Below are 24,445 nucleotides of genomic sequence, written 5' to 3' on the forward strand. Positions count from 1 at the left end.
GCGAACTGCCGCCGCCCGCCCGGCAGGCCGAGCTGTTCGCCGTCTCCGGCGTCCCGGAGTTCCACCGCCAGCACTGCCCCGGCGACCACGCTGCTTCAGCACCGCCCCGGTGCGCGTCTCCCCCGCCCCGGGCGTCGGGTTCCGGGGCGGGGCCGACACCCGGCCGGGCTGCACCGGCGGCCGCTTCGGCGCTCCGTTCGCCGCCCGGCCCCGGGTCTTCGCCTCCGCGCTCGATCCGCCGACCGATCGACCCGCCCGCCCGCCCGGCGGGAACCCCTGAGCTGCTCAGGGGGCCGACTTCGGGGGCGACTCAGGGTCCGTCCCGGATGACCGGGCAGCGGCCGCACGAAAAGATGATCGATGTCAACAGGCAGAAAAGAAACGTAAGTTGAGGAGCACGGGGATGCGCGCGAAGACCATGGGCCGCAAGCTGGCGGGCACGGCGGCGATCGGCGCGACGGTGGTGGCCCTGGCCGCCGGAACGGCCGGCGCCGCACCGGCCGTCGGCGCGACGCCGCCGAACGCCGCCGCGCTGCGCGCCTCCATCGCGGGCCTGCCCAGCGACCAACTCACCAGCGCCGTCGTGCTGGTGGACGGCGTCGGCGGCCGCTGGTCGGGTACCTCCGGCACCGGCGACCCGGCCACCGGGCGGCCGGTGAAGGCGGACGGGGAGTTCCGGATCGGCAGCATCACCAAGGTGTTCACCGCGACGGTGCTCCTCCAGCTCGCCGCCGAGCACCGGATCGACCTGGACGGCACCGTCCAGCAGTACCTGCCGCACACCCTGCCGGACGGCTACCCCGACGTCACCGTACGGCAGTTGCTCAACCACACCAGCGGCCTGCCGAACGGTCTGGGGAAGTTCCCCGACGACGGCACCCCGGAGTGGTTCGCCGCGCACGCGAGCGACAGCTTCACCCCGCAGGAGGTGGTCGAGCGGGTCATGACCGGCCCGAAGCAGTTCGAGCCGGGCACCGCCCAGCAGTACAACGGCGTCAACTACTTCCTCGCGGGCCTGCTGGTCGAGCGGATCACCGGCCACAGCTACGGCCAGGAGGTCGACGCCCGGATCCTGCGCCCGCTCGGCCTGCACCACACCTGGGTGCCCGACATCGACGACACCGCGCTGCCGAACCCGACCGCGCACGCCGTCCTCACCGTCACCCGAACGGACGGCAGCACCGGCCTCGCGGACGTCACCCGGCAGAGCCCCTGGCCGTGGGCCCAGGGCGGCATGATCTCCACCGCACCCGACCTGGACCGCTTCCTCTCCGCGCTGCTGCACGGCGAGCTGCTGCCGCCCGCCCAGCAGGCCGAGCTGTTCGCCGTTCCCGATGTCCCGAACAACCAGAACCCCAGCTGCGACATCGGCCCCACCACCGGCCGGGCCTGCTTCAGCACCGCCCTGATGCGCTTCTCCCCCGCCCCCGGTGTCGAGTTCTGGGGCAAGACCGGCAGCGTCCCCGGCTACACCAGCGGCCTGTTCGCCACCCGCGACGCCTCCCGCGACCTCGTCTACTCCTTCACCCCGACCGACCGCCGGGGCGCCTCCTCCCAGGCGCAGCTCCGGGTCGCCGCCGCCGCGTTCGACCTGCCGACCGGCTGACCGGCCGACCGACCGACCGACTGGCTGACCGGCTGACCGGCTGACCGGCTGACCGGCCCACTGACCCACCGACTGACCGACCGGCTGACCGGTCAGGTAGGAACACGGAAGGGCCCGCACCGCCGAGCGCGGTGCGGGCCCTTGACGCGGCGTCAGCCGGCGAGCAGCTCCAGGGTGTCGATGACCCGGTTCGAGAAGCCCCACTCGTTGTCGTACCAGGCGACCACCTTGATGTGGCGGCCGTCGACCCGGGTGAGCTCCGAGTCGAAGATCGAGGACGCCGGGTTGCCGGTGATGTCGGAGGACACCAGCGGGTCGTCGGAGTACTCCAGGACGCCCGCCAGCTTGCCCGCGGCGGCCTCCCGGTAGGCGGCGAGCACCTCCTCGCGGGTGACGTCGCGGGAGACGGTGGTGTTCAGCTCGACGATCGAGCCGACGGGGACGGGCACCCGGATCGAGTCGCCGGACAGCTTGCCGTCCAGCTGCGGCAGCACCAGGCCGATCGCCTTCGCGGCGCCGGTGGTGGTCGGCACGATGTTGACGGCGGCGGCCCGGGCCCGGCGCGGGTCGCGGTGCGGGCCGTCCTGGAGGTTCTGCTCCTGGGTGTAGGCGTGCACGGTGGTCATGAACCCGTGCTCGATGCCGGCCAGTTCGTCGAGGACGGCGGCCAGCGGGGCCAGCGCGTTGGTGGTGCAGGACGCGTTGGAGACGATGGTGTGCGCGGCCGGGTCGTACGCCTCGGTGTTGACGCCGTAGGCCAGCGTGACGTCGGCGCCGTCGGACGGCGCGGACACCAGGACCTTCTTCGCGCCGGCGGCCAGGTGGGCCCGGGCGGCCTCCGCGGAGGTGAACCGGCCGGTGGCCTCCAGCACGATGTCCACGCCGAGTTCGGCCCACGGCAGGTCGGCGGGGTTGCGCTCGGCGAGCACCTTGATCCGGCGGCCGTCCACCACCAGGACGTCGCCCTCGACGGTCACCGGGCGACCGAGCCGGCCCGAGGTGGTGTCGTAGGCCAGCAGCCGGCCCAGCGCGGTCGGCTCGGTCAGGTCGTTGACGGCGACGATCTCAAGCTTGCTGTCGCGCTCCAGCAGGGCGCGCAGCACATTGCGTCCGATGCGGCCGAATCCGTTGACGGCGATGCGGGTCATGGGGGGGTGCCCTTCTGTGCGCGGGGTGAACTCCTCCACTGTCGCTCGCCGGAACGGCCGACGGCAGTGGCGTTCGCGCCATGGTTCGCAAGGATCGTGCCAACCGCCCAGGCCGCCGCCGGGGCAGCCGCCCGAGCTGCGGGAAACCGCTTTCCCGTTGGGTTCGGAAAGCGCTTTCACTCCCCCTTGGCGAAGGTCCGCCGGTACTCGCTGGGCGTGGTCCCGAGGATCTGCTGGAAGTGTGTGCGCAGGTTGGCGCCGGTGCCGAGGCCGGTGGCGGCGGCGATCTGCTCGACGCTCTGCTCGGAGCGTTCCAGCAGCTCCCGGGCCAGGTCGACGCGGGCCCTCAGCACCCACTGCATCGGCGTGTACCCGGTGTCCTCGACGAACCGCCGGGAGAAGGTGCGCGGCGAGACCGCGGCGTGCCGGGCCAGCGTCCGGACCGTGAGCGGCTCGTCCAGCCGGTGCAGCGCCCACTCGCGGGTGGCGGCGAACCGCTCGCCGATCGGCTCGGGCACACTGCGCGGCACGTACTGCGCCTGGCCTCCGCTGCGGTACGGCGCGGCCACCAGCCGCCGCGCCGTGTGGTTGGACGCGGCCATCCCGAGGTCGCGGCGCAGCACGTGCAGGCACAGGTCGATGCCGGAGGCCGCGCCCGCGGAGGTGAGTACGCTGCCCTCGTCCACGAACAGCACGTTCTCGTCCACCCGCACGCGCGGGTACTTCGCGGCCAGCGCCCGGGTGTAGTGCCAGTGCGTGGTGGCCCGGCGACCGTCCAACAGCCCGGTCGCGGCCAGCGCGAACGCCCCGGTGGAGATCGCCGCCAGCCGGGCCCCGCGGGCGTGCGCCGCGCACAGCGCCTCGACCACGGCGGCCGGCGGGTCGTCCCGGTCGGGGTGGCGGTAGCCGGGCACGAACACCGACTCCGCCCACTCCAGCGCCTCCAGCCCGTGCGCCACGTGGTACGACAGCCCGTCCCCGCCCGCCACCAGCCCGGGCGCCGCCCCGCACACCCGTACCTCGTACGGCATGCTGGCGCGGGTGGAGAACACCTGCGCCGGGATCCCGACGTCGAGCGGCTTCGCACCGTCCAGGACCAGCACGGCCACCCGGCGCAGACGAGGAGCAGACATCCCTTCAGCCTAGGTGTCCGCGCCGTGCCGCAGCCTCCCGAGCCCCCTGGGGGCACGGCACGCCGTCAGCAGGCACGGCGGCGGCAGGCAGGCCACGGCATGGTACGGCGGCACGGCGCGGGCGGTCTCAGCCCATGCTCTTCGCGCCGTCGATGGACTCCCGGATGATGTCGGCGTGCCCGGCGTGCTGGGTCGTCTCCGCGATGATGTGCAGCACCGCGCGGCGGGCGGACCAGCTCTCGCCGGGGGTGAACCAGGGGGCGGCGGGCAGCGGGTGCGAGGCGCCCAGGTCGGGCAGGCCCGCCACCAGCTCGTCGGTGGCACGGGCGACGGCCTCGTACGCGGCCAGCACGCCGGCCAGGGTCTCGCCGGGGAGCAGGCGGAACTGGTCGGCGCGGCGCTGGTGGTCGGCCTCGGTGAAGTTGGCGAAGTCCGGCATCGAGGACGGCCCGAACTCGATGAACGCCGCCCAGGTCCGCTCCCCCGAGGTCATGTGCTTGATCAGGCCGCCGATGCACAGCTCGCTGACGGTGGAGCGGCGTCCGGCCTGCTCGTCGTCCAGGCCGCGGGCGGTCAGCCGGAGGAAGTGCCGGGCCGCCCGCAGTTCCGCCAGCAGGTCGGCCTGCTCGCCGGTCAGCCGGCCGTCCGTGACGGTGGCGGTGGGGTACTGGCCGACGGGGGTCTCGGTGGTCATCGTCTCGCCTCTCGGTAACGCGTCAACGGCGGTTCTCCGCAACGGAGTTCCGCGGTATTTCGCGGTGTCTTCCTCGCTCGTGTTCCACTCTAGGAGCCATTGCGGTCAGTTTTCGGCCGCAATGGGAGGAGGATCGGGGCATGGCCGACACCAGTGCCCGCACCCTGCGGCTGCTCACCCTGCTCCAGTCCCACCGCTACTGGTCCGGCGAGGAGTTGTCGGCCCGGCTCGGGGTCTCCGCCCGCACGCTGCGGCGCGACGTCGACCGGCTGCGCGAGCTCGGCTACCCGGTGGAGGCCCGGCGCGGCGTGGACGGCGGCTACCAGCTCGCCGCGGGCGCCGCGCTGCCGCCGCTGGTGATCGACGACGAGGAGGCGGTCGCGCTGGCCGTCGGGCTGCAGGCGGCGGCCGTCGGCGCGGTGGAGGGCCTGGCGGAGGCGTCGGTGCGGGCGCTGGCGAAGGTGGTGCAGGTGATGCCGGCCCGGCTGCGCCGCCGGGTGGAGGCGCTGCGCACCGTCACGGTGCCGGCCGCCTGGCGCGGCCGGGACGACTCCGACGCCCGGATCGACCCGGACGCCCTCACCACCGTCGCGCTGGCCTGCCGCGACACCGAGTGGCTGCGCTTCCGGTACGGCAGCGCGGACGGCCGCACCGGCGAGCGCCACACCGAGCCGCACCATCTGGTCCGGCTGGGGCGCCGCTGGTACCTGGTGGCGTTCGACCTCACCCGGCAGGACTGGCGCACCTTCCGGTTGGACCGGCTCGCCGCGCCCGCGCCGACCGGCGCGCACTTCCGGCCGCGCCCGCTGCCGGCCGCCGACGCCGCCGAGTTCGTCCGGGCCGGCCTGACCGGCCAGCACCACCCGCACCGGGTCGAGGTGCTGGTCGACGCCCCCGCGTCGACGGTCCGGCAGCGGATCGGCTTCTGGGCGCGGATCGAGGAGGTCGACGAGGGCCGCTGCCGGATCCTGATGAACGCCGACGCGCTGGACTGGCCCGCGATGGCGGTCGGTTCGCTGGACGTCGACTTCCAGGTGGTCTCGCCGCCCGAGCTGGCCGCGCTGATGGCCGCCTGGGGCGAGCGTTTCACCCGCTGCACCGCGCCCGACGGGCGGGCAGAATCGGGTTCGTGACGACCCAGCAGCTGCTCACTCCCGCCGAGGCCGCCGAACGTTCGGGCTTCAGCCTGGACACCCTGCGCTACTACGAGCGGATCGGTCTGCTCACCGGCATCACCCGCGCCGCCGGCGGGCACCGCCGTTTCACTCCGGACGACCTGGCCTGGCTGGGCATCCTGCGATGCCTGCGCGACACCGGCATGCCGATCGCCGACATGCGCCGCTACGCCGAACTCGCCCGCGTGGGGGGCCCGGAGAGCCTCCGTGACCGGATCGCCCTGCTGGAGGAGCACGACAGCGTCGTCGACGAGCAGATCGCCCTGCTGGAACGCCGCCGTGCCCACCTGCGCGAGAAGATCGCCCACTACCGGGGCGCCCTGGGCTGACGTCAGCCCATGGTGCGCTGGCCGTCCAGGGCCTCCCGGATGATGTCGGCGTGTCCGGCGTGCTGCGCGGTCTCCGCGACGATGTGCAGCAGGACCCGGCGCACGCTCCACACCGCGCCGGGTTCGAACCAGGGCGCGGACGGCAGCGGGTGCGCGCTGTCCAGGTCGAGCGTGCTGACCAGGCCGTCGGTGTGTTCGGCGACCGCCCGGTAGCGTTCCAGCAGGACGTCCAGGGTCTCGCCGGGCATCATCCGGAACTGCTCGGCCCAGGCGTCGGCGTCGGGCGGCCCGCCGTCGGAGCGCATCGCCTCGACCCCGCCGACGGCGAACCGCATCCAGAACTCCTCGGCCCCGGCGACGTGCTTGATCAGCCCGCCGAGGGTGAGTTGGCTGACGGTGGTGTGCTTCTCGGCCTGTTCGTCCGTCAGTCCGCGGACGGTGTAGCGGAGGAAGCCGCGGTGCTTGTCGAGCGCGGCCAGCAGGTCGGCGCGCTCGCCGGTGAGTTCGGCGCGTGGAGTGACCATCGGTTCAGTCCACCTCCACCGTGGCGGGCGGCTCGCCCTCGGCGGCGGCCGGGTCGATCAGCGTGAACGCCGCGCCCTGCGGGTCCACGAAGGACGCGAAGCGCCCGAACGGGGTGGTCATCGGCCCGAACACCTTCTGCCCGCCGGCCGCGGCGACCCGGTCGGCCGCGGCGTCGCAGTCGTCGACCACGAAGTACACGCTGATGAACGACGTGACGTGCGGCGGCACTTCGGGCGTCATGGCCATCGAGCCGAGCACCTGCGCGTCGCCCAGGGTGAAGACCCGGTAGTCGACACTGTCGTCGACGAGCTTGCGCACGCCGTAGGAGAACACCTTGGGGAAAAAGGCGTTGGCGGCGGCCGGGTCCCGGGTGAACACCTCCGCCCAGCCGTAGCTGCCGGGCGCGTCGCGCAGCGCGAAGCCGGTGTGCCGGTCGCCCTGCCAGAGGCCGAACACCACGCCGCCCGGGTCCGCGGCGACTGCCATCGTGCCGAACTCGCCGACCCGCGTGGGCTCCAGCAGCACGGTGCCGCCGGCCGCCCGGATCCGCTCCGCGGTGGCCGCGGCGTCCGCCGAGGCCAGGTACAGCACCCAGGCGGAGTGCCCGGGGCCCTGCCCGGGCATCGACGGCATGATCGCGGCCACCGCCTTGCCGTCCCGGTACGCCTGCGTGTAGCCGCCGTGTTCGGCCGAGGGTTCGCCGAACGTCCAGTCCAGCACCGAACCGTAGAAGTTCTTGGCGCCCTGCAGGTCGGTGAACATCGCGTTCGCCCAGACCGGGGTGCCTTCGGGTTGCGCAGCCATGGTGCCTCTCGCGCCGCTGTCGGGGGGGGTCGGCGGTTTCTCCAGGGCCCAAACGGGGGCAAAAACCGCCTTCGGTGCCACGCTAGCCAGCGGTGTCCCGGGTTTCCCGGCGGCGCGCGCGGCCACCACCCGACGGAGTGTCAGCCGCCGCGCCGGCCACCGGAAAACAGGGTTCGAACACCAGTTACAGGGCAGTGACAGTGCACACACGGTCCCAGGTCATCCGGCTGACAATCTTTGGTCATCGCCCGAACGACAGCGCAGCAGAGCGCAGAACGAACCGGGCCGAGACCACCACCGAACACCGTCCCAGGGGGAACCATTCATGTCCGCGCGCGCCCGCCTCCGTCGTTCCGCCGCCGTCGCCTTCGTCTCCGCGATCACCGCCGGCTCCGCTCTGCTGCTGACCGCCTGCGACCCGTCGGCCGACGCCAACGCCGCGAAGTCCGGCACCGCCACGCCGACCCACGCCGTCTCCCCGTCCGCCGCCGTCTCCACCTCGCCCTCGGCCGCCGCCACCCCGACCGCCGACGCCACCCCGTCCGCCTCCGCCTCCGCGCCGGCCTCGCCCGCCGCCTCCGAGTCCGCCCCGGCCGCCGCGCCCTCCGCCACGCCGACCAAGGCCGCGCTGAACCTCACCAAGGGCACCGGCCTGACCATCAGCAACGGCACCCGGTACGTGGTGATGGACGGCAAGGTCGTCGACTTCGGCACCGTGGTCCGCGACCTCGCGTGGTCCCCCGACGGCAAGCACGCCGCGTTCATCGACGGCGCCGGCAACCTGCAGACCTCCAACCCGGACGGCAGCCACAAGGTGCTGATCGCCAAGGCCCCGTCGGGCGTCACCTGGTCCCACCCGACCTGGCAGGTCACCGTCGCCGACGTGTACGACAAGGGCCGCACCAACCTGTTCTTCACCGCGGACGACCACGGCACGCTGCGCCTGCTCGGCGTGCCCGCCCAGGCCGGCGGCACCCCCGCGGTGCTCAGCCTGAACACCTTCAGCGACGAACACGCCAAGCCGCTGCCGCAGACCGGCAACCTGTGGCCGAGCTCGACCGGCGCGCACGGTGCGGCCGTGTACGCCAACCGGAACGACGGCCAGGTGTACCTCCGCGACGACTACCTGCGCCAGCAGGGCACGGCCGTCACCAAGGGCTCGCAGCCGGCCGCCGACGACGCGGGCGACCTGGTGTTCGTCCGCTCGGTCGACGGGCACAGCCACATCTTCGAGCGGACCAACGACGCCGGCCACCAGGAGCGCGACCTCACCCCGCACGCCTCGGTGAACTACACCGAGCCGGTCATCTCGCACGACGGCAAGACCGTCGCCTTCCGCGGTCCGGACGGCATCTACACCGTGCCCGCCAAGGGCGGCACTCCGAAGAAGGTCAGCGACACCGTGGGCCTGCCCGCGTTCCGCGGCTGACATCCCCGACCACGCAGCGGACCTGACGCCACGGCGGCCCGAATATCCCGTGCTGTCAAGGCAGTTGGTACGAACTGTCAGGATGTGTACGAGGCACATGCCATGATGGCGGCGGCCCGGTCATCGACCGGGCCGTTGCCACACCCAGATCCGTTCCATGGGGGGAATCGATGAAGAGCGAACGTATCCGTCTGCGCCGGTCCGCCGCCGCCCTGCTGGTGGCCGCCGTCACCACCGGGTCGGCCCTGCTGCTGACCGCCTGCGAGCCGGACGGCAGCGACAGCGGCACCGCCCCCGCTCCGACCAAGGCCGCCGACAGCCCGGCCGCCGCCGACCCGGGCGCGTCGACCGGGGGATCCTCGCCCGCCGCGGCCGGCGGCACGCTGAACAAGACCGCCGGCACCAAGGTCACCGTCAGCACCGGCACCAACACCGTGCTGATGGACGGCAAGTCCGTCGACTTCGGCACGGTGGTCCGCGACCTCGCCTGGTCCCCCGACGGCAAGCACGCCGCGTTCATCGACGGCGCCGGCAACCTGGAGACCTCCGACCCGGACGGCAGCCACAAGACCGTCGTCGCCAAGGCCCCGTCCGGCGAGACCTGGTCGCACCCGACCTGGCAGGTGTACGGCGCGGACGAGCCGCACGGCGCCGGCACCTACCTGCTGTTCACCGCGGACGACAAGAAGGCACTGAAGCTGCTGTCGGTCGAGGCGAAGGCGGGCGCCAAGCCCGAGCCGCTGCACGTCGGCGACTCCGAGGCCGAGAAGCCGCTCCCGGACACCGGGAACCTGTGGCCGAACTCGGCCGGCAAGGCCGGCATGACGGTGTACGCCAACAAGACCGACGGCCAGGTCTACTTCCACGACGTGCTCGGCCGCACCAACGGCGGTGTGATCACCAAGGGTTCGCAGCCCGCGATCTCCGACGACGGCACCGTGGTGTTCGTCCGCTCGACCAACGGCCACGCGCACATCTTCGCCAAGGCGCACGACCAGGACGCCAAGGAGGTCGACCTGACGCCGGACGCCACGGCGGACTACACCGAGCCGGTGATCTCGCACGACGGCAAGAACGTCGCGTTCCGCGGCCCGGACGGCATCTACACCGTGCCCGCCAAGGGCGGGAAGCCGGACAGGATCACCGACACGGTCGGCCTGCCCGCCTACCGCTCCTGAGCCAGCCGGGCCAACTCCTCCTGAAGCGCCGGGAGTTGCTGGTCCGCGAGGTCGTGCGGCAGCCACTCGACCGGGTCGATGAAGCGGAACAGCACCCGGCTCGGCGTGATCGCGAACTCGTAGTCCTCGAAGCCCACCACGGCGCCCATCTCGCCCCGGGCGGCCCCGCGCACCACGTGCGCGGTCAGGTCGTCCGGGGCGCCCTGCTGATCGGCCGTCAGGTGCCGGCGGGCGTTCGGCCGCCCCAGGTACGGGCAGACCATCGTGGCGTACAGCATGCACGCCCGGTGACCGGGGGCCTCCATGGTGGGCGCCATGTTCCGGTACGGCCGGCCGGCCGCCAGCGCCTCGCCGATCGCGACCGCCTCCTCCCCGCCGACCACCCGCCACACCGGGCCGCGCGGCATCAGCGTGTTGCACACCGAGCAGAGCCGCTCGCGGGCACAGGCGGCGGACCGCTCGTAGTCGGTCAGGCCGAACTGCGGGCTGCCGTCCTCCCACGGGGTGATCGCGGGCACCGGGTAGCCGCGCTCGTCACGCGGGCGGACTTCCACAGTGGGCGGCTTGGGCACGAGATCGAAGCGCATGCCCCATGCCTATCACGCCTGACAATTCACCCGCGCGGTACCGCAAACTCGGTCAACTCGGCACTTCCCGGAACAAGTTGACTCCACTCTCCGGGCACGTCCAGGACCGCGATCCCGGCCGTGGAGAACTTCTCCCGCAGCCGCTCCAGCGGCTCGCTCTCCCGTTCCCCGGCGAGCGCCAGCACCAGCTCCTGCACCTCGGGCCGGTGCCCGACCAGCATCGCGGTGCGCACCATCGGCGGCAACTGCCGCACCAGGCCGATCAGTTCGTCCGCCTCGGCGCGGTACGCCCGGGGCTCCAGGACGAGTTCCGGCGTGCCGCCGAGAGCCGGCTCGGCCAGCTCCCAGGTCTGCCGGGTGCGCACCGCCGTCGAGCACAGCACCCGGTCCGGCACCAGGTCGTGCGCGGCCAGCCAGCGACCGACCGCCGCCGCGTCGGCCCGGCCGCGCTCGGCCAGCGGGCGCAGCTCGTCCGGGACGTCCGGCCAGTCCGCCTTGGCGTGCCGCAGCACGATCAACCGCCGCTGTTGGGTCATCTCCCCAGTGTGGCCCGCCCCGCGGGCGGTGTGTTGCGGGACGCGCCGCCGATCCGCGGCTGCCAGGATGGGAATCCCCGACCCCTGGAGCGCGTCATGGCCCCCACCGTCCACCTCGCCCAGCAGGACGACGCCGACGCCCTGCTCGGCCGCAGCCCGCTGGCGGCCCTCACCGGCATGCTGCTGGACCAGCAGGTGCCGATGGAGAAGGCGTTCAGCGGCCCGTGGGTGATCGCGCAGCGGATGGGCGCGGACGACCTGGACGCGCACGCCATCGCCGCCGCCGACCCGGAGGCGTTCGCCGCGCTGTTCGCCGAGAAGCCCGCCGTGCACCGCTACCCGGGCTCGATGGCCAAGCGGGTCCAGCAGCTCTGCGCCCACCTGGTCGAGCACTACGACGGCGACGCCGAGGCGGTCTGGCGCGACGCCCCCACCGGCAAGGACCTGCTGACCCGACTGAAGGCGCTGCCCGGGTTCGGCGTGCAGAAGGCGCAGATCTTCCTGGCCCTGCTGGGCAAGCAGTACGGCGTCCGCCCGGCCGGCTGGCGCGAGGCGGCCGGCGCGTACGGCGAGGAGGGCTGCCACCGTTCGGTCGCCGACATCACCGGCCCGGAGTCGCTGCTGAAGGTTCGTGCCACCAAGCAGGAGGCCAAGCGCGCCGCGAAAGCCGCCAAGAGCTGATACCGGCGAAAACCGGACGACATGCCGGGGGCGGCTCGGCTAGCGTCTGCGGCATGCGTGCCCTGACCGAGCCCGAGATCCGCGCGTCCTTCGTCAACTGCTCGAAGGGCGAGGCCAAGCGGCTGCCCGTCCCGCGCGAGCTCGCCGAACAGCGCTGGGACGACCTGGACTTCCTCGGCTGGCGGGACTCGGGCGCGCCCGACCGGGCGTACCTGGTCGCGGAACTCGACGGTGAACTCGTCGGGGTGACGCTCCGTTCGCCGAATGTCCGGCGCAGCCTGACGCGCACCAACGTCTGCTCGGCGTGCATCACCGCCCACCAGGGCAGCGGCGTCTCGCTGCTCACCGCGCCCCGGGCGGGCGTCCGCGGCCGCGAGGGCAATTCGGTCGGCACCTACCTCTGCGCCGACCTGGCCTGTTCGCTGTACGTGCGCGGCATCCGCCGCCCGGCGACGGTCAGCCGTCCGAACGAGTCCCTCCCGCTGGAGGAGCAGATCGCCCGGACGGTCGCCAACATCGAGGCGTTCCTCCGTCAGATCCTGGGCTGACGCCCCGTCATCACGCGGACTTGTACTCCACGGTGAGCAGGGCGCGGCCCAGCGCGTGCGCGGTCAGGGCGAAGCCGACCTGCGCGGCGGGGGTGTCGCGCTCGACGCCGAGGCTCGTCACGTCCAGGGCGTGCACCACGAACACGTACCGGTGGGCAGGCCCGGGCGGCGGGGCCGCGCCGTCGTAGCGGTGGCCGGGGAAGTCGTTGCGGACGTGGAACGCCCCGCCCGGCAGTCCGCCGTCCTCCGACCCTGCGCCGCGCGGCAGTTCGGCGGTGTCGGCGGGCAGGTCGACGGCCAGCCAGTGCCACCAGCCGGCGGCGGTCGGCGCGTCCGGGTCGTAGCAGGTCACCGCGAACGACCGGGTGCCCGCCGGGAAGCCCGACCAGGACAGCTGCGGGGAGACGTTCCCCGCCGCGTACACGTGCGCGTCCGGCATGGTGGTCCCGTCCACCAGGTCCGTGCTGTGCAGTTCGAACCTCGCCACCGGCGGCAGGAAGTCGTACGGGAGCGGGATGCGGCCGGTCATCGGGGTCCTCTCGCAGGTGTTCGGTGATACGCCGGGCAGTCTACGGAGCGTCAGCCGCGACCCAGTGCGTCGACGGCCGCGCCGAGCACCGTGTCGGTCCGGCCGAGGTCGAAGACCAGGTCGAAGTGGTTGCGGCCGCCGACCAGGAGTTCCCGCACCGACACCCCGGCGGCCCGGGCGGCGTGCCCGAACTCGGCCTGCTGGCGGGCGAACTCGCCGGTCTCGTACTCGCCGAGCGCCAGCACCAGCGGCGGCAGCGCGGTGAGGTCGGCGAACAGCGGGCTGAGCCGGCGGGCCCGGTCGGCGTCCAGGCCGAGCGGCTGGTTGATGTAGCTGAGGGCGACCGGTTCCAGGTCGTAGACGCCGCTGAGCAGCGCCGCGCCCGAGATCCGTCCGCGCAGCCTTCCGTCCAGCAGTGCGGTGGTGACCAGGTGCGCGCCGGCCGAGCTGCCGCTGAGCACGATCCGCTCCGGGTCGACGCCCAGCTCGGCGGCGTGCTCGACCAGCCACACCAGGGCCTCGGTGACCTGTGCGGCGATCTGCTCCACCGTCCAGGCGGGCGCCAGTCCGTAGCCGACGGTGGCGTACGCGGTGCCCCGGGCGACGAAGTCCAGTGCCGGGAAGAGCGAGTCCTCCTTGCCGAGTTCCTGCCAGTAGCCGCCGTGCACGAACACGTGCAGCGGCGCGCCGGGGACGGCCGGGAAGAAGTCGATCAGCTCCGGCCCGTCGGCCCCGTACCGCAGTTCCCGGTGCCCGGGCAGTTCCCGCAGGGCCCGTGCGCTCTCCCGGGCGTAGGCGGCGAGTTCCGCGTCGAAGTCGGCCACTCGGCTGCTGGGCGAGTACTCCCGATCGAGTTCCTGCTGGTCGAACCCCCGGTAGACCGCCATCCTGCCGCTCCCCTCACCCAACCAGGTATAGACCAATACAGGAGGCCGCGGTTAGCGTGGTCACTCCCTGTACTTCCTTTTCCGGAGTTGCCCCGTGCAGACGTCCGTCCTCGCCTTCGCCACCGACCTGCTCGACGAAGGGGCCGACACCTTCTTCGGCAACCTTACCGACCGGGCCGGCGTCGGCGGCGTCACGCTCGCCTCCGTCTACCACGAGGCCCGCGACGTCTTCCCGCACAACCCGCGCCACGTGCTGCGCTACCTCGAACCCGGCGCCGCCTACTTCCGCCCCGACCCGGCCCGCTGGGCCGGCTCCCGCCTCGCCCCGCTGCCGTCCACCGCGATCGGCGACCGCGACCCGTTCGCCGAGGCCGCCGAGGAGACCCGCCGACGGGGCCTCAAGCTCCATGCCTGGACGGTTTTCTGCCACAACGACCGGCTCGGCTTCGCCCACCCCGACTGCGCCCCCGCCAACGCCTTCGGCGACCGCCACCTCACCGAGCTCTGCCCCGCCAACCCCGAGGTCCGCGCGTACTGCCACACCCTGGTCGAGGAGCTCGCCCGCTACGGCGTGGACGCGATCCGCGCCGAGTCCCTGCACTTCCACGGCCTGGCCCACGGCTACCACCACGAACGCTACTTCGAGCAGCTCGGCCCCGTCACCGAGGCGCTGCTGTCGGTCTGCTTCTGCCCGCACTGCCTGGCCGCCGCCACCGCCGCAGGCGTCCCCGCCGAGCGCGTCCGCGACACCGTCCGCACCGAGCTGCGCGCCCGCCTCGCCGACGAGAGCCGCGCCCTCGCCCCCGCCGCGCTGGACGAACTGGCCGACGGCGCCTTCGCCGCCTACGTCGACGCGAGCGCCCGCACCGTCACCACCCTCGCCGCCGAACTCTCCACCGCCGCCGCGGCCCACGGCATGCGACTGACCTTCATGGACGGCGGCGGCCCCGGCACCGGCTGGCTCTCCGGCATCGACCTGCCCGCGCTGGCCGGCGCCGCCCACCAGATCGAGACCCTCGGCTACGCGAAGACCCCCGAGGCCGTCCGCGAGAAGGTCGCCGCCTTCGCCCTGCACGGCGTCCGCCCCGAGGACATGGCCGTCATCCTCCGCCCGATGTCCTCCGACTGCGACGGCCCCGCCAACCTAGCCGCCAAGATCACCGCCCTGCGCGACCTCGGCGTCCCGGAGGTCGAGTTCTACCACTACGGCCTGATGCGGCTCTCCTCCCTCGACCGGATCGGGGCCGCACTGCGCTGAGGCGGAAAGTCGTACACCGTTGGTCACGCTTGCTGCGCCCGCCATGTCCCAAACGGTAGGCTTTCCGTGTGATCTTCAAGCGCATCGGTAACGGGCGGCCGTACCCGGATCACGGCCGGACCAGCACCCGCCAGTGGGCGGACGTCGCGCCGCGTCCGGTGCGGCTCGACCAGTTGGTGACCACCAAGGGCCAGTTGGACCTGGAGACCCTCCTCGCGGAGGACTCCACCTTCTACGGGGACCTGTTCGCCCACGTGGTGAAGTGGCGCGGGGACCTCTACCTGGAGGACGGGCTGCACCGGGCCGTGCGGGCCGCCCTCCAGCAGCGGCAGGTTCTGCACGCCCGCGTGCTGGAAATGGACTGACGGACCGCCACTCGCCGTCGGCTGCAACCGATGGTCGGCCCGGTACGTCCTTTCGAGTGCCGTCGCCCCCCGGATGATGATCATCCAGTACCTGCGCCGCTGTTGTCGGATTAATCTGCTGACTACTGCGGTGCACGCGGCCTTTTCCACGGCCGCACCGCGGTCACCGGCACCCCACCCAGGCACCTATGGGGAGACAGACCATGAGCATGTTGACTCCCCGGGGGTTGAAGGGGAAGCAGTACCGAGTCACCGGCAACAGCTACCCCCGGCTCGGACGCCCCCCGCGCCGCGCCCGCAAGGTCGTGATGGCCGTCGGCGGCGTCCTCGCCCTCGGGCTGGTCTCGGTCGGCGGCGTCCAGCTGTACGACGTGTTCAGCGGCAAGAACAAGCACAGCGCCGCCCAGGCCTGTGCCTCGCCCGACGCGTCCGGCAAGCCGCTGGCCGCCCCCGAGGGCTCCCCCGCCCCCGGCGCGGCCCCGGCCAACACGGCCGTGCCGCAGCCCGCGACCGTCACCGTCAACGTCTACAACGCCACCGACAAGTCCGGCCTGGCGGCCCGCACCGCCGACGAGCTGAAGAAGCGCGGCTTCCAGGTGGGCCAGGTCGGCAACGCGCCGTCCGCGCTGGACAAGAAGGTCCCCGGCACCGCGCAGGTGCTGAGCGGCCCGGGCGGACTGGGCGCGGCCACCCTGCTGGTCTCCCAGGTCGGCGCCGCCACCAGCACCGAGGACACCCGCACCGACGCCACCGTCGACCTGGTGATCGGCGACGCGTTCACCGCGCTGTCCGACCCGAACCAGGCCGCCGCCGCGCTGGCCGAGCTCACCAAGCCGTCGCCCAGCCCGGAGCCCGGCCACTGCTGACCCGCCGGGAAGCCCCCCGAACGCACGAGATCCGGCCGTGAACGGAAGCCCCGTTCCCGGCCGGATCTCGGCGTTTCGACGCGTTCCGACGCGTTCTGCTTCGACGCGTTCGATGCGTTCGCCGCGTTTCGGGCGGACGTGCGGCCGGTTCAGCCCGCGGTGCCGTACAGGCGGTCGCCCGCGTCGCCCAGGCCCGGGACGATGTAGCCGTTCTCGTTCAGGCGCTCGTCCACGGCGGCGGTCACCACGGTGACGGGCTGGCCGGCCAGCTCGCGCTCCATCACCGCGACGCCCTCGGGCGAGGCGAGCAGCACCACGGCGGTGACGTCGGTGGCGCCGCGGTCCAGCAGCATCCGGATCGCCGCGACCAGGGTGCCGCCGGTGGCCAGCATCGGGTCGAGGACGTAGACCTGCCGGCCGGAGAGGTCGTCCGGCATCCGGGTCGCGTAGGTGGAGGCCTCCAGGGTCTCCTCGTTGCGGACCATGCCGAGGAAGCCGACCTCGGCGGTGGGCAGCAGCCGGGTCATGCCGTCGAGCATGCCGAGACCGGCCCGCAGGATCGGCACCACCAGCGGGCGCGGGTAGGACAGCCGGGTGCCCCGGGTGACGGCGACCGGGGTGGTGATCTCGACCGTTTCGGTGCGGACGTCCCGGGTCGCCTCGTACGCGAGCAGGGTCACCAGCTCGTCGGTGAGCCGCCGGAAGGTCGGCGAGTCCGTGCGCTCGTCGCGCAGGGTGGACAGCTTGTGGGCGACCAGCGGGTGGTCAACGACGTGAAGGCGCATGACAACGACGATAACGGCCGTCGGCACATGTGTACGACTTCGCGTCGGCCCCGAGGACCGGGCGCGACCTGCCACGACCGGCCCGCAGACACGCCGATGCCGCCGATTCCCGGCCCCTTTCTGTGGTATCGGCGGGTGACATCTGGGAAAGTCGGAACCTATGAAGAGCAACCCGACGCGGGCATCGACCGCCGGCGCGGGCGGGTCCGGCTCGACAGACGAGTCCCGTCCGGAGTCCGCGGCCGCCGAGGAAGCCGACGCACAGAGCGACGAAGAGACCGACGCGGAGCGGCGCAGACGCCGAGCCGTGTTCCTCCGTGAGCTGGCCGAGGCCCGCGAGTTGCGGGCCCGGGTGCAGCCCAGACGCACCAAGGAGCGCCGGATGCGCGAGGCGATGCGGATGCGAACCTTCCGGATCTGAGCCCTCCGGGGCCGCGCCCCGCTGCGCGGTTGCGCCCCACGAGCCCCCGTCCGCCCCCCACCCGGGGGCGTTCGAGGGGCATGATCCACGCCTGGACCGGCCGGAGACCGGCCATTCCGACACGACCTGCGAAGACGCGCTGCCGAACACCCCCCGCAGCGGCGGCCTTTCTGTCACGATGCGGTGGGACGGTCCGAACAGCGGACCGCCCTCTGGCGCGGGGGCGGCCGGACCGCACCCGCCCGAGATCGCCGACAGCCGAGACCAATCTTGGGAGTGTCCCTGGTGGCGTACTTCGCTGCAGTGCTTGCTCGCACCGGTGCCGGGTGGGATGTGAGCGAGACCGAACTCGACGACGTAGAGACCCTGACCGACCTGACCGACCTGGCCCGCGAAACGGCCGAGGACGACGACACCGTGCTGGTCTTCATCGAGCAGGAGGACGCCTGGTTCGCCGTCCTGCGGATCGACGGTGAGGACGACCCGCGGATCTTCGTCTCGGACGCGGCCGCCGCGGCGCGCAGTTCGTACGGCTCGGTCCTCACCGACGAGTTGATCGAACAGGACGGGGAAGCCGACTTCGACGACCTCGACGGCCTGGTGGCCGAGCTCGACGAGGACGACGAGGCCACCGACGAGGCCGACGACACGGACGAGGACGACGAGCCGGCCGGCGGCCGGGGCGCGATCCCGATCGGGCCGATCGGCGACTCCGAGCTGCTGAGCGAGTTCGGCCTCGGCCGGGCCGCGCTGCTGGAGCTGGCGGGCGAAGGCGCGGCGCCGGGCGACGCGCTCGGCGAGATCGCCGAGGCGCTCGGCTGCGGCGAGGTCCTGGAGGCCGTTCGGTAGCGGCGGGCCCGGTGTCCGACACTGGGTCCATGCAGTCCGTCCCCTCCCCCTCCAGCACTCTCGGCGAGCGGCCGCGGATCGCCCCGCTGCCCGCCCCCGAACGCCCCGATCCGGTCCGCGACCGGTGGCGGGAGCCGATGCGCCGCGCCATCGACGAGGCCGCGCTGGCCACCGCCACCGGTGACGTGCCGGTCGGGGCGTTCGTCCTCGGCCCCGACGGGTCGGTGCTGGGCCGCGGCCACAACGTCCGCGAAGCGGTCGGCGACCCGACCGGGCACGCCGAGGTGGTGGCCATCCGTCAGGCCGCGAACGCCGTCGGAGAGTGGCGCCTCAGCGGCTGCACCCTGGTGGTCACCCTGGAACCGTGCACCATGTGCGCCGGCGCGATCGTCCTCTCCCGGCTCGACCGGGTCGTCTACGGCGCCCTCGACCCGAAGGCCGGCGCCGCCGGCTCGCTCTTCGACGTACTGCGCGACAACCGCCTCAACCACCGCCCCGAGGTGATCCCCGGCGTCCTCGCCGACGAGTGCACCGCCCAACTCCGCGCCTTCTTCGACACCCACCGCTGAACCCGCCCCGATACGGATTTCGTCCGCCCCCGCCCATCCGGTAGAGTTCCCCTCGGTAGCGTGTCCGAGCGGCCAAAGGAGCACGCCTCGAAAGCGTGTGTGGGGGCAACTCCACCGTGGGTTCGAATCCCACCGCTACCGCCATAAGCAGGAAAAACGAAGGCCCCCGACTGGTGACAGTCGGGGGCCTTCGTCATGCGGTCTCAGTTTTGGTCTCAGTTGGCCGGTTTCGGGCTGGCCGACGGGCCGTCGGGCTCACCCGGCCCGTCGCCGCTGGAGTCCTTGGCCACCTCCCAGATGAGGCCGCCGATCTGCTTCGCCACGTCCCGGCGGATTCGGGCCGTCACGTGCTGGTACCGCTTGGTCATGGCGGAGCTGGACCACCCCATGATCTCCATCACGATCCGCTCGGGCACACCGAGCAGCAGCAGGATCGTGCCGGCGGTGTGCCGGGCGTCGTGCAGCCGCCCGTCCCGGATTCCCGCTGCTGCAAGGAGCTGCTTCCACCGGTCCCAGTCGGTGCGCGGGATGAGCGGCAGGCCCGTCTCCGAGGCGAAGACCCAGCCGCCTTCCTTCCACTCCTGCCGGGCGGCCAGCCGCTCCCGGTCCTGCTCCTCCTTGTGCAGCAGGAGGAGCTTCACCAGCTGATCCGGCAGGCCGATCAGCCGCTTCCCCGCCCGCGACTTCGTGAGGGCGGCGTCCTCGTTCGTGTGAATCCGCTCGGGACAGCGACCGGCGTGCTTCCGGCCGCACGGGTCGGTGCAGCCGTGCGCGTACTTCGGCCGCTGTCGGGCCTGCCGTACCCGCAGCGAGCCCGCCTCCAGGTCGACGTCCCGCCACTGGAGCCCGAGCGCTTCACCCTGCCGGAGACCGAGCGCCAGCGCGATGGCCCAGCGCCCGCTGTTACGACTCTTGCCTGCCTCCAACAGCAGAGCCTGGACCTCCTCCACCTCGTACGGCTCGACCTCCTCCTCTTCGACCTTGGGCGCGACTGCGAGGGAGGCGACGTTCCGGGTGAGGTGGCCGCGCCGGATGGCCTGGTTGAGCGCCGTGCGGATCGTGCGGTGAGCCTGGTGGGCGGTGGCGGGCTTGCTGCCGCCGGCCTGCATCTTCACGTACAGGCGCTCCAGGTGCTCCGGCTCCAGCTTCTCCAACCGGTAAGCACCCACCCCGGGGATCAGGTGGACGTTCACCGCCACGCGGTAGCCGGAGAGGGTGTTCGGCCGGACGTGCAGGGTCGCGATGCTCTCGACCCAGTGGGTGAGCCAGGATGCGACGGTCCAGGACTTGCCGGCCTTGCGGACGTTGCCGTCGTCGCGCTGCCGCTCCAGCTCCCGGACCTTCTTGGTCACCTCCGCCCGGTTCTTCCCCCGGACGTGGCGACGGTCCGGGCTGCCGTCGTCCTTCACCCCGACGGTCACGCGGCCGTGCCACCTGCCGTCCTTGTCCTGATAGATGCTGGAACCGCCGTTGGGCTGACGAGTCGCCAAGGGTGCTGCCTCCTCAGGCTGCGATGGAGATGTATTCGGTGTCCTGCATCCGGCGGTGGACGTACTCAATGAGCGTTTCTGCCGCGACGCGGCGGAGTCGGCCAATGGGGATAGTGGGGATCTCACCGTCGCGAATGAGGGCGTACATGGTGGTGCGGCCGATGCTGAGGCGGCGGGCGGCCTCTTCGACGGTGAGGGCGACCAGGGTCGGGTCGTAGTCCGTTTCTCCGACGATGGGTTCGCCCACGGGGAGCGCGTCGGGTGTGGCGGTGGTCATGTGGTCCTCCTGCGGCTGTGCGGGCGGCGGAAGGCCCGGAGCACTGACAGAACCTCGAAAACCTCGCCACATGGCCTGTGACCTGCGAGTTTGTCCATGATCGCGTCTGTGACAAAACCGGTAAAAACTCTGACAGAACCTCGGTGGAGGGGGTTCTGTCACGGCGGGCGGTGCTCTGACAGAACCCCCGTGGGGGAGGTTCTGTCAGAGTTTTTACCGGTTTTGTCACGGCGGTGATCTTGAGCGTTTGTGCAGGTCAGGGCATGTTTCGGGAGGTTCTGTCAGTTCTGTCAGCGCTCCGGGGTCTCTCATCGGCTCACTGGTCCCCTGAGCCGATGGCGGGGTGGGCCTGGTAGCGCGGGGACGGCGGCCGGCCGCCCTTGCCGGAGCGCGGCGGCGGGGCCTGCTGCCGCAGCCACCCGTGCTCCTCCAGCAGGGCCAGGGCCGGGTCCAGGTCGGCCATGGTGCGGAAGTCCGAACGGGACACCGCCCGGAACACGTCCCGCTTGGTGAACGCCCCGCTAGGCGGGCAGGCCCGCAGGTGCGCGAGCAGGGCGAGGGCCGGGTCTCGGGCGGGTTCGGCGCCCATGGCGTCGAAGACGTGCAGGGCGTGGACGGTGAAGTAGTCCCCGAGACGGGTGGCGGCCGCCATCGTGGCGGCGTCCACGGGCCGGTTCCACGCGTCGTCGGGGTGGGCGGCCAGATGCAGCAGCCCGGCCATGCGGGCCACGGCTCCGTCCCGCTTGCTGGCCCACTTCACGACCGGGGCCAGACTCCCGTCCTTGCCGAGCCGGGACTCCGTGACCTTCTGGTAGGCCATCAGGACCGCGTCCGCCTCCGGGGCAAGGGTCAGCACCTTCGGCTCGTCCCAGCCCGCCAGCTCGGTCGTCAGGTCCGCGAGCCGGGTGGCGTAGGTGTCGGCGACGTGGTCGGGGATCAGCTCCGGGTCCTGCGAGCGGGAGCCGACCAGCGACACCGGCACCGAGTACAGGTAGCGGGCCAGCAGGCCGCGCCCTTCACCTTGGCGATCGCGTCCAGGACTTCCGGCTGGATCGCCAGTCCCATGGTCACGGCCGGGCGCTCGATGTGCTGGGCGCTGCGGCCTTGCCGGTTGACCCTGACCAGGTCCCCGGCGTGGCCCTTGAGGAAGATCTCCATGTTGGTGCTGCCGGAGTACAGCCCGGCGATGATGTCGAAGATCCCGCCCTCGGGGCTCATCACCGCCATCCGGCCGCCCTGCTCCGCCAGCAGCGTCCCTAAGGACTCCTGGGTGACGTTGTCGGCGATGAGCTGGGTCTCGGCCGGGACCACGACCGTCTTGGCCTGCCTGGCCAGCACCACGGCTTCGCTCATCAGGCTCTCGCGCTGGTCCGCCTCAGCGGCGGCGGCCTTGGCAGCGGCCCGCTCGGCGGCGGCCGTCAGCAGCTTGAGCGTCGTCTCGGCCTCGGTCCGCTTCACCGAGCTGGCGTCCTTCAACGTCGCTTCGACAGTGAGCAGGGGCCGGATCACGTGGTCGAACACGGCGCTCTTGCGGTTGCCCGGGGGCAGGGCCACGACGGTGTAGATGTTCAGCGGCTCGTGCCAGCGGCCCCGCAGGCGGATCGACAGGCGCCCGCCGGCGGCCGTGGCGAGCGCGGCCAAGGCCAGGCACCCGGCCAGGTCGGCCGGGGTCTGGGTCTCCTCCGCCACCGCGCCGACCATCTTGCCCACCCATGTGGGCAGCACATCGGTCGGGAACGCGGGCAGGGAGCGGGACTCACCGACCGGCACGGGGACGTCCCACGCCTCGGGGCCGCTGTGGCCGGGCTCGGAGTCCTCCCAGCCCTCGGCGAACAGGCTGGTGACGTTGCCGTACGGGTCGTCAGGTGCGGGGGCGGTGCGGGGAACGGTCACAGGTGACTCCTCCAGAGGCGGCACGGGTGATTGGGCGGAGGTTGGTGCGGTGCGGGGGTGTGCTGGGCCGGTGTCAGGGCGGGGCGGGGAAAGCGGCTTTACCCGCCCCGCCCTGGCCCGGGGCAGACCGGTGGCCAGACCCGCGCCAAGCAGCGTGTCGAAGGCCAGCGGCTGCGGGATGGTGCCCGCGTGGACGTGACTGCCGACGCGGGCGGACGCGGCGAACAGCGCCCTTCCCCGGCCGGGTTGGCGGACCGGCGAGACGGTGGCGGCCTCCCGCTCCAGGACGGCCGCCACGTACGCGCCTTGCCGGTGGACCGCCCTGCGCAGCGCCTGCGGGTCGACCACGGCCGCAGGCGCCGGAGGAGGCGGCGTGAGGAGTTCGAGCAGGGCCGGCGGCACGGAGGCGATGTGCTCCGGTCCCCTACCGGGGGCGAACCGGTAGCTGCCGGCGGCGGTGCGGGAGCCGGGGCCGACCAGCACCCCGGCGCTTCCCCGCACGTCGACGCCGGGCGCCAGCTCCGAGGCGGAGTTCTTCACCACCAACCCGGCGGGGGCGGACAGCCACAGGTGCCAGCCCCCGGACGGGGTGGCCACGGTGGCGGTGCGCGGGATCCCGAAGCCGTGCCCGGCCGCGAGGGCCTTGAGATTGGCGGGCCCGTCGATGCCATGCTTCACGTCGAGATCGATACCGAGAAGCTGGTGCGGGGCGCGTCCGCAGGCGATGCCGTAGCCGGTGGCCCAGGGAGCCGCGTCGAACAGGGCCTGGACGGTGGTGGGGTCGATGGTGGCGTCGTGGACGCCGTGGCCGTACCGGCCGCAACCGCCTTTGCAGGTGCGGTCGTCGGGGTGCGGACTGGGGATTGCGGGCTTCTTGGTGCGGGTGATCGGGAAGACGGCATGGCCGTGCGCGGCGGCGAGCTGCGCGGCGGCCACGGCCGGGTGCCAGTCACTCACCTGTGACTCCTTACCTGTGGGCAGGGTGCCGGGCTCCACGGCGGCCGGCGGGGCGTCGGGGTGGGCTTCGGCGCAAATCTTGTGCGAGAAGCGGCACCGGTCGTCCCTCAGCGGGGTGGGACGGCCGCACCAGCGGCAGGGCAGGTCGCGGGTGCGGTCGAAGTGGCGGGCGGCCCGCCAGTCCAGGAGCACCACCGCCGGGCCGCTGTCAGGCGGCGAGCGGGGCGCGGCCCACCGCACCGAGCCACGCGGCGGCCTGTCGGCCGATCAGCCCGGTGTACGCGGGCGGGATGGCCTCGGCCAGCTCGCGCCGGTCGGCGGTCCAGTGGATGCCCATGGCGTCCTGCCACTCAGTCACGGTGCCCTTGCCGCCGCCGTTGCCGTAGACCTGGAAGTACCGGCCCTGCTCGGGGCTGACGTACCGGCCGTGGCGGTAGCCGATCGTCAGGCCCCGGTGCGGCACGTGGGCAGGCCCGGTCGCGGTCCAGCCGCCGAGCTCGAACAGGCGGTGCCGGATCACCCGCAGGCCGAACATCTCCCCGCACAGCACCAGGTCGGCGCGTATGCGCCTGCTCGCCCGGCCGGAGGGCTGCTCGATCACCCACGGGCGCCCCGTCGATTCGAGGGCTGTCCGAGTGGGGTCCAGCAGATCCTGGTGGAGTCCCCGGCGGTGCTGGTTGGTGCCGGCGGTGAGAGTGCAGTCGTACTGGCAGGGCGGGGAGGCGTGGATGAGGTCGAACTCCGCGCCGTGCTCCCGGATGAACCGCACGGCGTCGCCTTGCACGAAGCGGTGCGGGTAGTTGGGCTGGGGGTCGATGTCGATGCCGGTGACGTCGAACCCGGCGAGCGCGTAGCCGGTTCCGGCGCCGCCCGCGCAGCTGAACGCGTCGAGCACTCGGAGCGTGGTGGTCGGTGGCAAGGGGGTC

Annotated in this window: 26 protein-coding genes, 1 tRNA gene and 1 pseudogene; 14 read left to right on the top strand and 14 right to left on the bottom strand. The window is 72.7% G+C overall.

Translation table 11 applies throughout. The annotated features are described in order from the left end of the window. Positions 1–403 precede the first annotated feature (403 nt). A complete protein-coding gene (locus tag ACIQF6_RS07885) occupies positions 404–1,606 on the top strand; it encodes a serine hydrolase domain-containing protein (RefSeq protein ID WP_400891430.1) in 1,203 nt (400 codons plus the stop codon). A gap of 152 nt (positions 1,607–1,758) precedes the next feature. Here ACIQF6_RS07885 and gap read toward each other — a convergent pair whose 3' ends face one another. The 3 genes from gap to ACIQF6_RS07900 form a co-directional block, all read right to left on the bottom strand. Further along, entirely contained in the window at positions 1,759–2,754 is a 996-nt protein-coding gene (gene gap, locus ACIQF6_RS07890) for a type I glyceraldehyde-3-phosphate dehydrogenase (protein ID WP_400891432.1), read from the bottom strand. A 176-nt stretch (positions 2,755–2,930) separates the two neighbouring features. After that, positions 2,931–3,887, bottom strand: a complete 957-nt coding sequence (locus ACIQF6_RS07895) for a GlxA family transcriptional regulator (RefSeq protein WP_400891434.1) — start codon at positions 3,885–3,887, stop codon at positions 2,931–2,933. Positions 3,888–4,014: 127 nt separating this feature from the next. Next, complete coding sequence (locus ACIQF6_RS07900; RefSeq protein WP_400891436.1) at positions 4,015–4,581, bottom strand: DinB family protein; 567 nt, start codon at positions 4,579–4,581, stop codon at positions 4,015–4,017. Positions 4,582–4,721: 140 nt separating this feature from the next. On the opposite strand from ACIQF6_RS07900, the gene ACIQF6_RS07905 reads away from it, so the two are divergent. After that, on the top strand, positions 4,722–5,714 hold the full coding sequence (locus ACIQF6_RS07905) for a helix-turn-helix transcriptional regulator (RefSeq protein ID WP_400891438.1): 993 nt from the start codon (positions 4,722–4,724) through the stop codon (positions 5,712–5,714). Beyond that, the gene (locus ACIQF6_RS07910) at positions 5,711–6,085 is read left to right on the top strand and encodes a MerR family transcriptional regulator (RefSeq protein ID WP_400891440.1); all 375 of its coding nucleotides are present in this window, start codon (positions 5,711–5,713) and stop codon (positions 6,083–6,085) included. The genes ACIQF6_RS07905 and ACIQF6_RS07910 overlap by 4 nt, the downstream gene beginning before the upstream one ends. Positions 6,086–6,087: 2 nt before the next feature. Here the strand turns inward: ACIQF6_RS07910 and ACIQF6_RS07915 are convergent, their stop codons facing one another. Continuing rightward, positions 6,088–6,609, bottom strand: a complete 522-nt coding sequence (locus ACIQF6_RS07915; RefSeq protein WP_400891443.1) for a DinB family protein — start codon at positions 6,607–6,609, stop codon at positions 6,088–6,090. Positions 6,610–6,613: 4 nt separating this feature from the next. Beyond that, positions 6,614–7,414 carry a VOC family protein gene (locus tag ACIQF6_RS07920; protein WP_400891445.1) on the bottom strand — a complete coding sequence of 267 codons (801 nt, stop codon included), beginning with the start codon at positions 7,412–7,414 and terminating at the stop codon, positions 6,614–6,616. Between the two features lie 325 nt (positions 7,415–7,739). On the opposite strand from ACIQF6_RS07920, the gene ACIQF6_RS07925 reads away from it, so the two are divergent. Both ACIQF6_RS07925 and ACIQF6_RS07930 read left to right on the top strand, forming a co-directional pair. Beyond that, positions 7,740–8,843: a hypothetical protein gene (locus ACIQF6_RS07925; protein WP_400891448.1), complete on the top strand. Its 1,104-nt coding sequence runs from the start codon at positions 7,740–7,742 to the stop codon at positions 8,841–8,843. A gap of 170 nt (positions 8,844–9,013) precedes the next feature. After that, the gene (locus ACIQF6_RS07930) at positions 9,014–10,021 is read left to right on the top strand and encodes a hypothetical protein (protein ID WP_400891451.1); all 1,008 of its coding nucleotides are present in this window, start codon (positions 9,014–9,016) and stop codon (positions 10,019–10,021) included. Here the strand turns inward: ACIQF6_RS07930 and ACIQF6_RS07935 are convergent. Both ACIQF6_RS07935 and ACIQF6_RS07940 read right to left on the bottom strand, forming a co-directional pair. Further along, a complete protein-coding gene (locus ACIQF6_RS07935) occupies positions 10,009–10,608 on the bottom strand; it encodes a hypothetical protein (RefSeq protein ID WP_400891453.1) in 600 nt (199 codons plus the stop codon). The two genes, ACIQF6_RS07930 and ACIQF6_RS07935, sit on opposite strands and share 13 nt — an antisense overlap. Before the next feature lie 26 nt (positions 10,609–10,634). Further along, positions 10,635–11,144, bottom strand: coding sequence for a SixA phosphatase family protein (locus ACIQF6_RS07940; RefSeq protein WP_400891455.1), 510 nt, complete (start codon positions 11,142–11,144; stop codon positions 10,635–10,637). A gap of 96 nt (positions 11,145–11,240) precedes the next feature. On the opposite strand from ACIQF6_RS07940, the gene ACIQF6_RS07945 reads away from it, so the two are divergent. Together ACIQF6_RS07945 and ACIQF6_RS07950 are read left to right on the top strand one after the other, a co-directional pair. After that, a complete protein-coding gene (locus ACIQF6_RS07945) occupies positions 11,241–11,825 on the top strand; it encodes an HhH-GPD-type base excision DNA repair protein (protein ID WP_400891458.1) in 585 nt (194 codons plus the stop codon). A gap of 53 nt (positions 11,826–11,878) precedes the next feature. After that, positions 11,879–12,373 (top strand): FBP domain-containing protein, encoded by a 495-nt coding sequence (locus tag ACIQF6_RS07950; protein WP_400891460.1) that lies wholly within the window; start codon positions 11,879–11,881, stop codon positions 12,371–12,373. A 10-nt stretch (positions 12,374–12,383) separates the two neighbouring features. Here the strand turns inward: ACIQF6_RS07950 and ACIQF6_RS07955 are convergent, their stop codons facing one another. Together ACIQF6_RS07955 and ACIQF6_RS07960 are read right to left on the bottom strand one after the other, a co-directional pair. Further along, positions 12,384–12,902, bottom strand: coding sequence for a YbhB/YbcL family Raf kinase inhibitor-like protein (locus tag ACIQF6_RS07955; protein ID WP_400891463.1), 519 nt, complete (start codon positions 12,900–12,902; stop codon positions 12,384–12,386). A gap of 50 nt (positions 12,903–12,952) precedes the next feature. Beyond that, complete coding sequence (locus ACIQF6_RS07960; RefSeq protein ID WP_400891467.1) at positions 12,953–13,789, bottom strand: alpha/beta hydrolase; 837 nt, start codon at positions 13,787–13,789, stop codon at positions 12,953–12,955. Positions 13,790–13,883: 94 nt separating this feature from the next. Between ACIQF6_RS07960 and ACIQF6_RS07965 the strand changes: the two genes are divergently transcribed. The 3 genes from ACIQF6_RS07965 (at position 13,884) to ACIQF6_RS07975 (ending at position 16,278) form a co-directional block, all read left to right on the top strand. Further along, a complete protein-coding gene (locus ACIQF6_RS07965) occupies positions 13,884–15,047 on the top strand; it encodes a hypothetical protein (protein WP_400891469.1) in 1,164 nt (387 codons plus the stop codon). 68 nt (positions 15,048–15,115) lie between these two features. Further along, entirely contained in the window at positions 15,116–15,412 is a 297-nt protein-coding gene (locus ACIQF6_RS07970; RefSeq protein WP_014136828.1) for a type II toxin-antitoxin system VapB family antitoxin, read from the top strand. Positions 15,413–15,615: 203 nt separating this feature from the next. After that, a complete protein-coding gene (locus ACIQF6_RS07975) occupies positions 15,616–16,278 on the top strand; it encodes a LytR C-terminal domain-containing protein (protein ID WP_400891472.1) in 663 nt (220 codons plus the stop codon). Positions 16,279–16,427: 149 nt separating this feature from the next. Here the strand turns inward: ACIQF6_RS07975 and upp are convergent, their stop codons facing one another. After that, positions 16,428–17,063, bottom strand: coding sequence for a uracil phosphoribosyltransferase (gene upp / locus ACIQF6_RS07980; protein ID WP_400891474.1), 636 nt, complete (start codon positions 17,061–17,063; stop codon positions 16,428–16,430). A gap of 160 nt (positions 17,064–17,223) precedes the next feature. Between upp and ACIQF6_RS07985 the strand changes: the two genes are divergently transcribed. From ACIQF6_RS07985 to ACIQF6_RS08000, 4 genes are all read left to right on the top strand, one after another. Further along, positions 17,224–17,484 (top strand): hypothetical protein, encoded by a 261-nt coding sequence (locus tag ACIQF6_RS07985; RefSeq protein WP_400891477.1) that lies wholly within the window; start codon positions 17,224–17,226, stop codon positions 17,482–17,484. Between the two features lie 285 nt (positions 17,485–17,769). Continuing rightward, positions 17,770–18,333 (top strand): hypothetical protein, encoded by a 564-nt coding sequence (locus tag ACIQF6_RS07990; RefSeq protein WP_400891479.1) that lies wholly within the window; start codon positions 17,770–17,772, stop codon positions 18,331–18,333. A gap of 29 nt (positions 18,334–18,362) precedes the next feature. After that, entirely contained in the window at positions 18,363–18,902 is a 540-nt protein-coding gene (gene tadA, locus ACIQF6_RS07995) for a tRNA adenosine(34) deaminase TadA (RefSeq protein WP_043915204.1), read from the top strand. Positions 18,903–18,956: 54 nt separating this feature from the next. Beyond that, positions 18,957–19,046, top strand: a tRNA-Ser gene (locus tag ACIQF6_RS08000). 71 nt (positions 19,047–19,117) lie between these two features. Here ACIQF6_RS08000 and ACIQF6_RS08005 read toward each other — a convergent pair. The 4 genes and pseudogenes from ACIQF6_RS08005 to ACIQF6_RS08020 form a co-directional block, all read right to left on the bottom strand. After that, positions 19,118–20,392 (bottom strand): tyrosine-type recombinase/integrase, encoded by a 1,275-nt coding sequence (locus ACIQF6_RS08005; RefSeq protein ID WP_400891481.1) that lies wholly within the window; start codon positions 20,390–20,392, stop codon positions 19,118–19,120. Between the two features lie 13 nt (positions 20,393–20,405). Continuing rightward, positions 20,406–20,669 (bottom strand): helix-turn-helix domain-containing protein, encoded by a 264-nt coding sequence (locus ACIQF6_RS08010; protein WP_400891483.1) that lies wholly within the window; start codon positions 20,667–20,669, stop codon positions 20,406–20,408. Between the two features lie 316 nt (positions 20,670–20,985). Further along, positions 20,986–23,759, bottom strand: a pseudogene (locus ACIQF6_RS08015) (DUF3987 domain-containing protein). Then, positions 23,728–24,438, bottom strand: a complete 711-nt coding sequence (locus ACIQF6_RS08020) for a DNA methylase (protein WP_400891486.1) — start codon at positions 24,436–24,438, stop codon at positions 23,728–23,730. The pseudogene ACIQF6_RS08015 and the gene ACIQF6_RS08020 overlap by 32 nt, the downstream one beginning before the upstream one ends. Between the last annotated feature and the right edge of the window lie 7 nt (positions 24,439–24,445).

It is taken from the genome of Kitasatospora sp. NPDC092948, from assembly GCF_044754805.1.
Taxonomy (GTDB): Bacteria; Actinomycetota; Actinomycetes; order Streptomycetales; family Streptomycetaceae; genus Kitasatospora.

Excerpts from the sequence above, each read along its gene's own strand:
- ACIQF6_RS07885 (WP_400891430.1), top strand. The coding sequence starts at position 404 with ATGCGCGCGAAGACCATGGGCCGCAAGCTGGCGGGCACGGCGGCGATC.
- gap (WP_400891432.1), bottom strand. The coding sequence starts at position 2,754 with ATGACCCGCATCGCCGTCAACGGATTCGGCCGCATCGGACGCAATGTG.
- ACIQF6_RS07895 (WP_400891434.1), bottom strand. The coding sequence starts at position 3,887 with ATGTCTGCTCCTCGTCTGCGCCGGGTGGCCGTGCTGGTCCTGGACGGT.
- ACIQF6_RS07900 (WP_400891436.1), bottom strand. The coding sequence starts at position 4,581 with ATGACCACCGAGACCCCCGTCGGCCAGTACCCCACCGCCACCGTCACG.
- ACIQF6_RS07905 (WP_400891438.1), top strand. The coding sequence starts at position 4,722 with ATGGCCGACACCAGTGCCCGCACCCTGCGGCTGCTCACCCTGCTCCAG.
- ACIQF6_RS07915 (WP_400891443.1), bottom strand. The coding sequence starts at position 6,609 with ATGGTCACTCCACGCGCCGAACTCACCGGCGAGCGCGCCGACCTGCTG.
- ACIQF6_RS07920 (WP_400891445.1), bottom strand. The coding sequence starts at position 7,414 with ATGGCTGCGCAACCCGAAGGCACCCCGGTCTGGGCGAACGCGATGTTC.
- ACIQF6_RS07925 (WP_400891448.1), top strand. The coding sequence starts at position 7,740 with ATGTCCGCGCGCGCCCGCCTCCGTCGTTCCGCCGCCGTCGCCTTCGTC.
- ACIQF6_RS07930 (WP_400891451.1), top strand. The coding sequence starts at position 9,014 with ATGAAGAGCGAACGTATCCGTCTGCGCCGGTCCGCCGCCGCCCTGCTG.
- ACIQF6_RS07935 (WP_400891453.1), bottom strand. The coding sequence starts at position 10,608 with ATGCGCTTCGATCTCGTGCCCAAGCCGCCCACTGTGGAAGTCCGCCCG.
- ACIQF6_RS07940 (WP_400891455.1), bottom strand. The coding sequence starts at position 11,144 with ATGACCCAACAGCGGCGGTTGATCGTGCTGCGGCACGCCAAGGCGGAC.
- ACIQF6_RS07945 (WP_400891458.1), top strand. The coding sequence starts at position 11,241 with ATGGCCCCCACCGTCCACCTCGCCCAGCAGGACGACGCCGACGCCCTG.
- ACIQF6_RS07950 (WP_400891460.1), top strand. The coding sequence starts at position 11,879 with ATGCGTGCCCTGACCGAGCCCGAGATCCGCGCGTCCTTCGTCAACTGC.
- ACIQF6_RS07955 (WP_400891463.1), bottom strand. The coding sequence starts at position 12,902 with ATGACCGGCCGCATCCCGCTCCCGTACGACTTCCTGCCGCCGGTGGCG.
- ACIQF6_RS07960 (WP_400891467.1), bottom strand. The coding sequence starts at position 13,789 with ATGGCGGTCTACCGGGGGTTCGACCAGCAGGAACTCGATCGGGAGTAC.
- ACIQF6_RS07975 (WP_400891472.1), top strand. The coding sequence starts at position 15,616 with ATGAGCATGTTGACTCCCCGGGGGTTGAAGGGGAAGCAGTACCGAGTC.
- upp (WP_400891474.1), bottom strand. The coding sequence starts at position 17,063 with ATGCGCCTTCACGTCGTTGACCACCCGCTGGTCGCCCACAAGCTGTCC.
- ACIQF6_RS07985 (WP_400891477.1), top strand. The coding sequence starts at position 17,224 with ATGAAGAGCAACCCGACGCGGGCATCGACCGCCGGCGCGGGCGGGTCC.
- tadA (WP_043915204.1), top strand. The coding sequence starts at position 18,363 with ATGCAGTCCGTCCCCTCCCCCTCCAGCACTCTCGGCGAGCGGCCGCGG.
- ACIQF6_RS08010 (WP_400891483.1), bottom strand. The coding sequence starts at position 20,669 with ATGACCACCGCCACACCCGACGCGCTCCCCGTGGGCGAACCCATCGTC.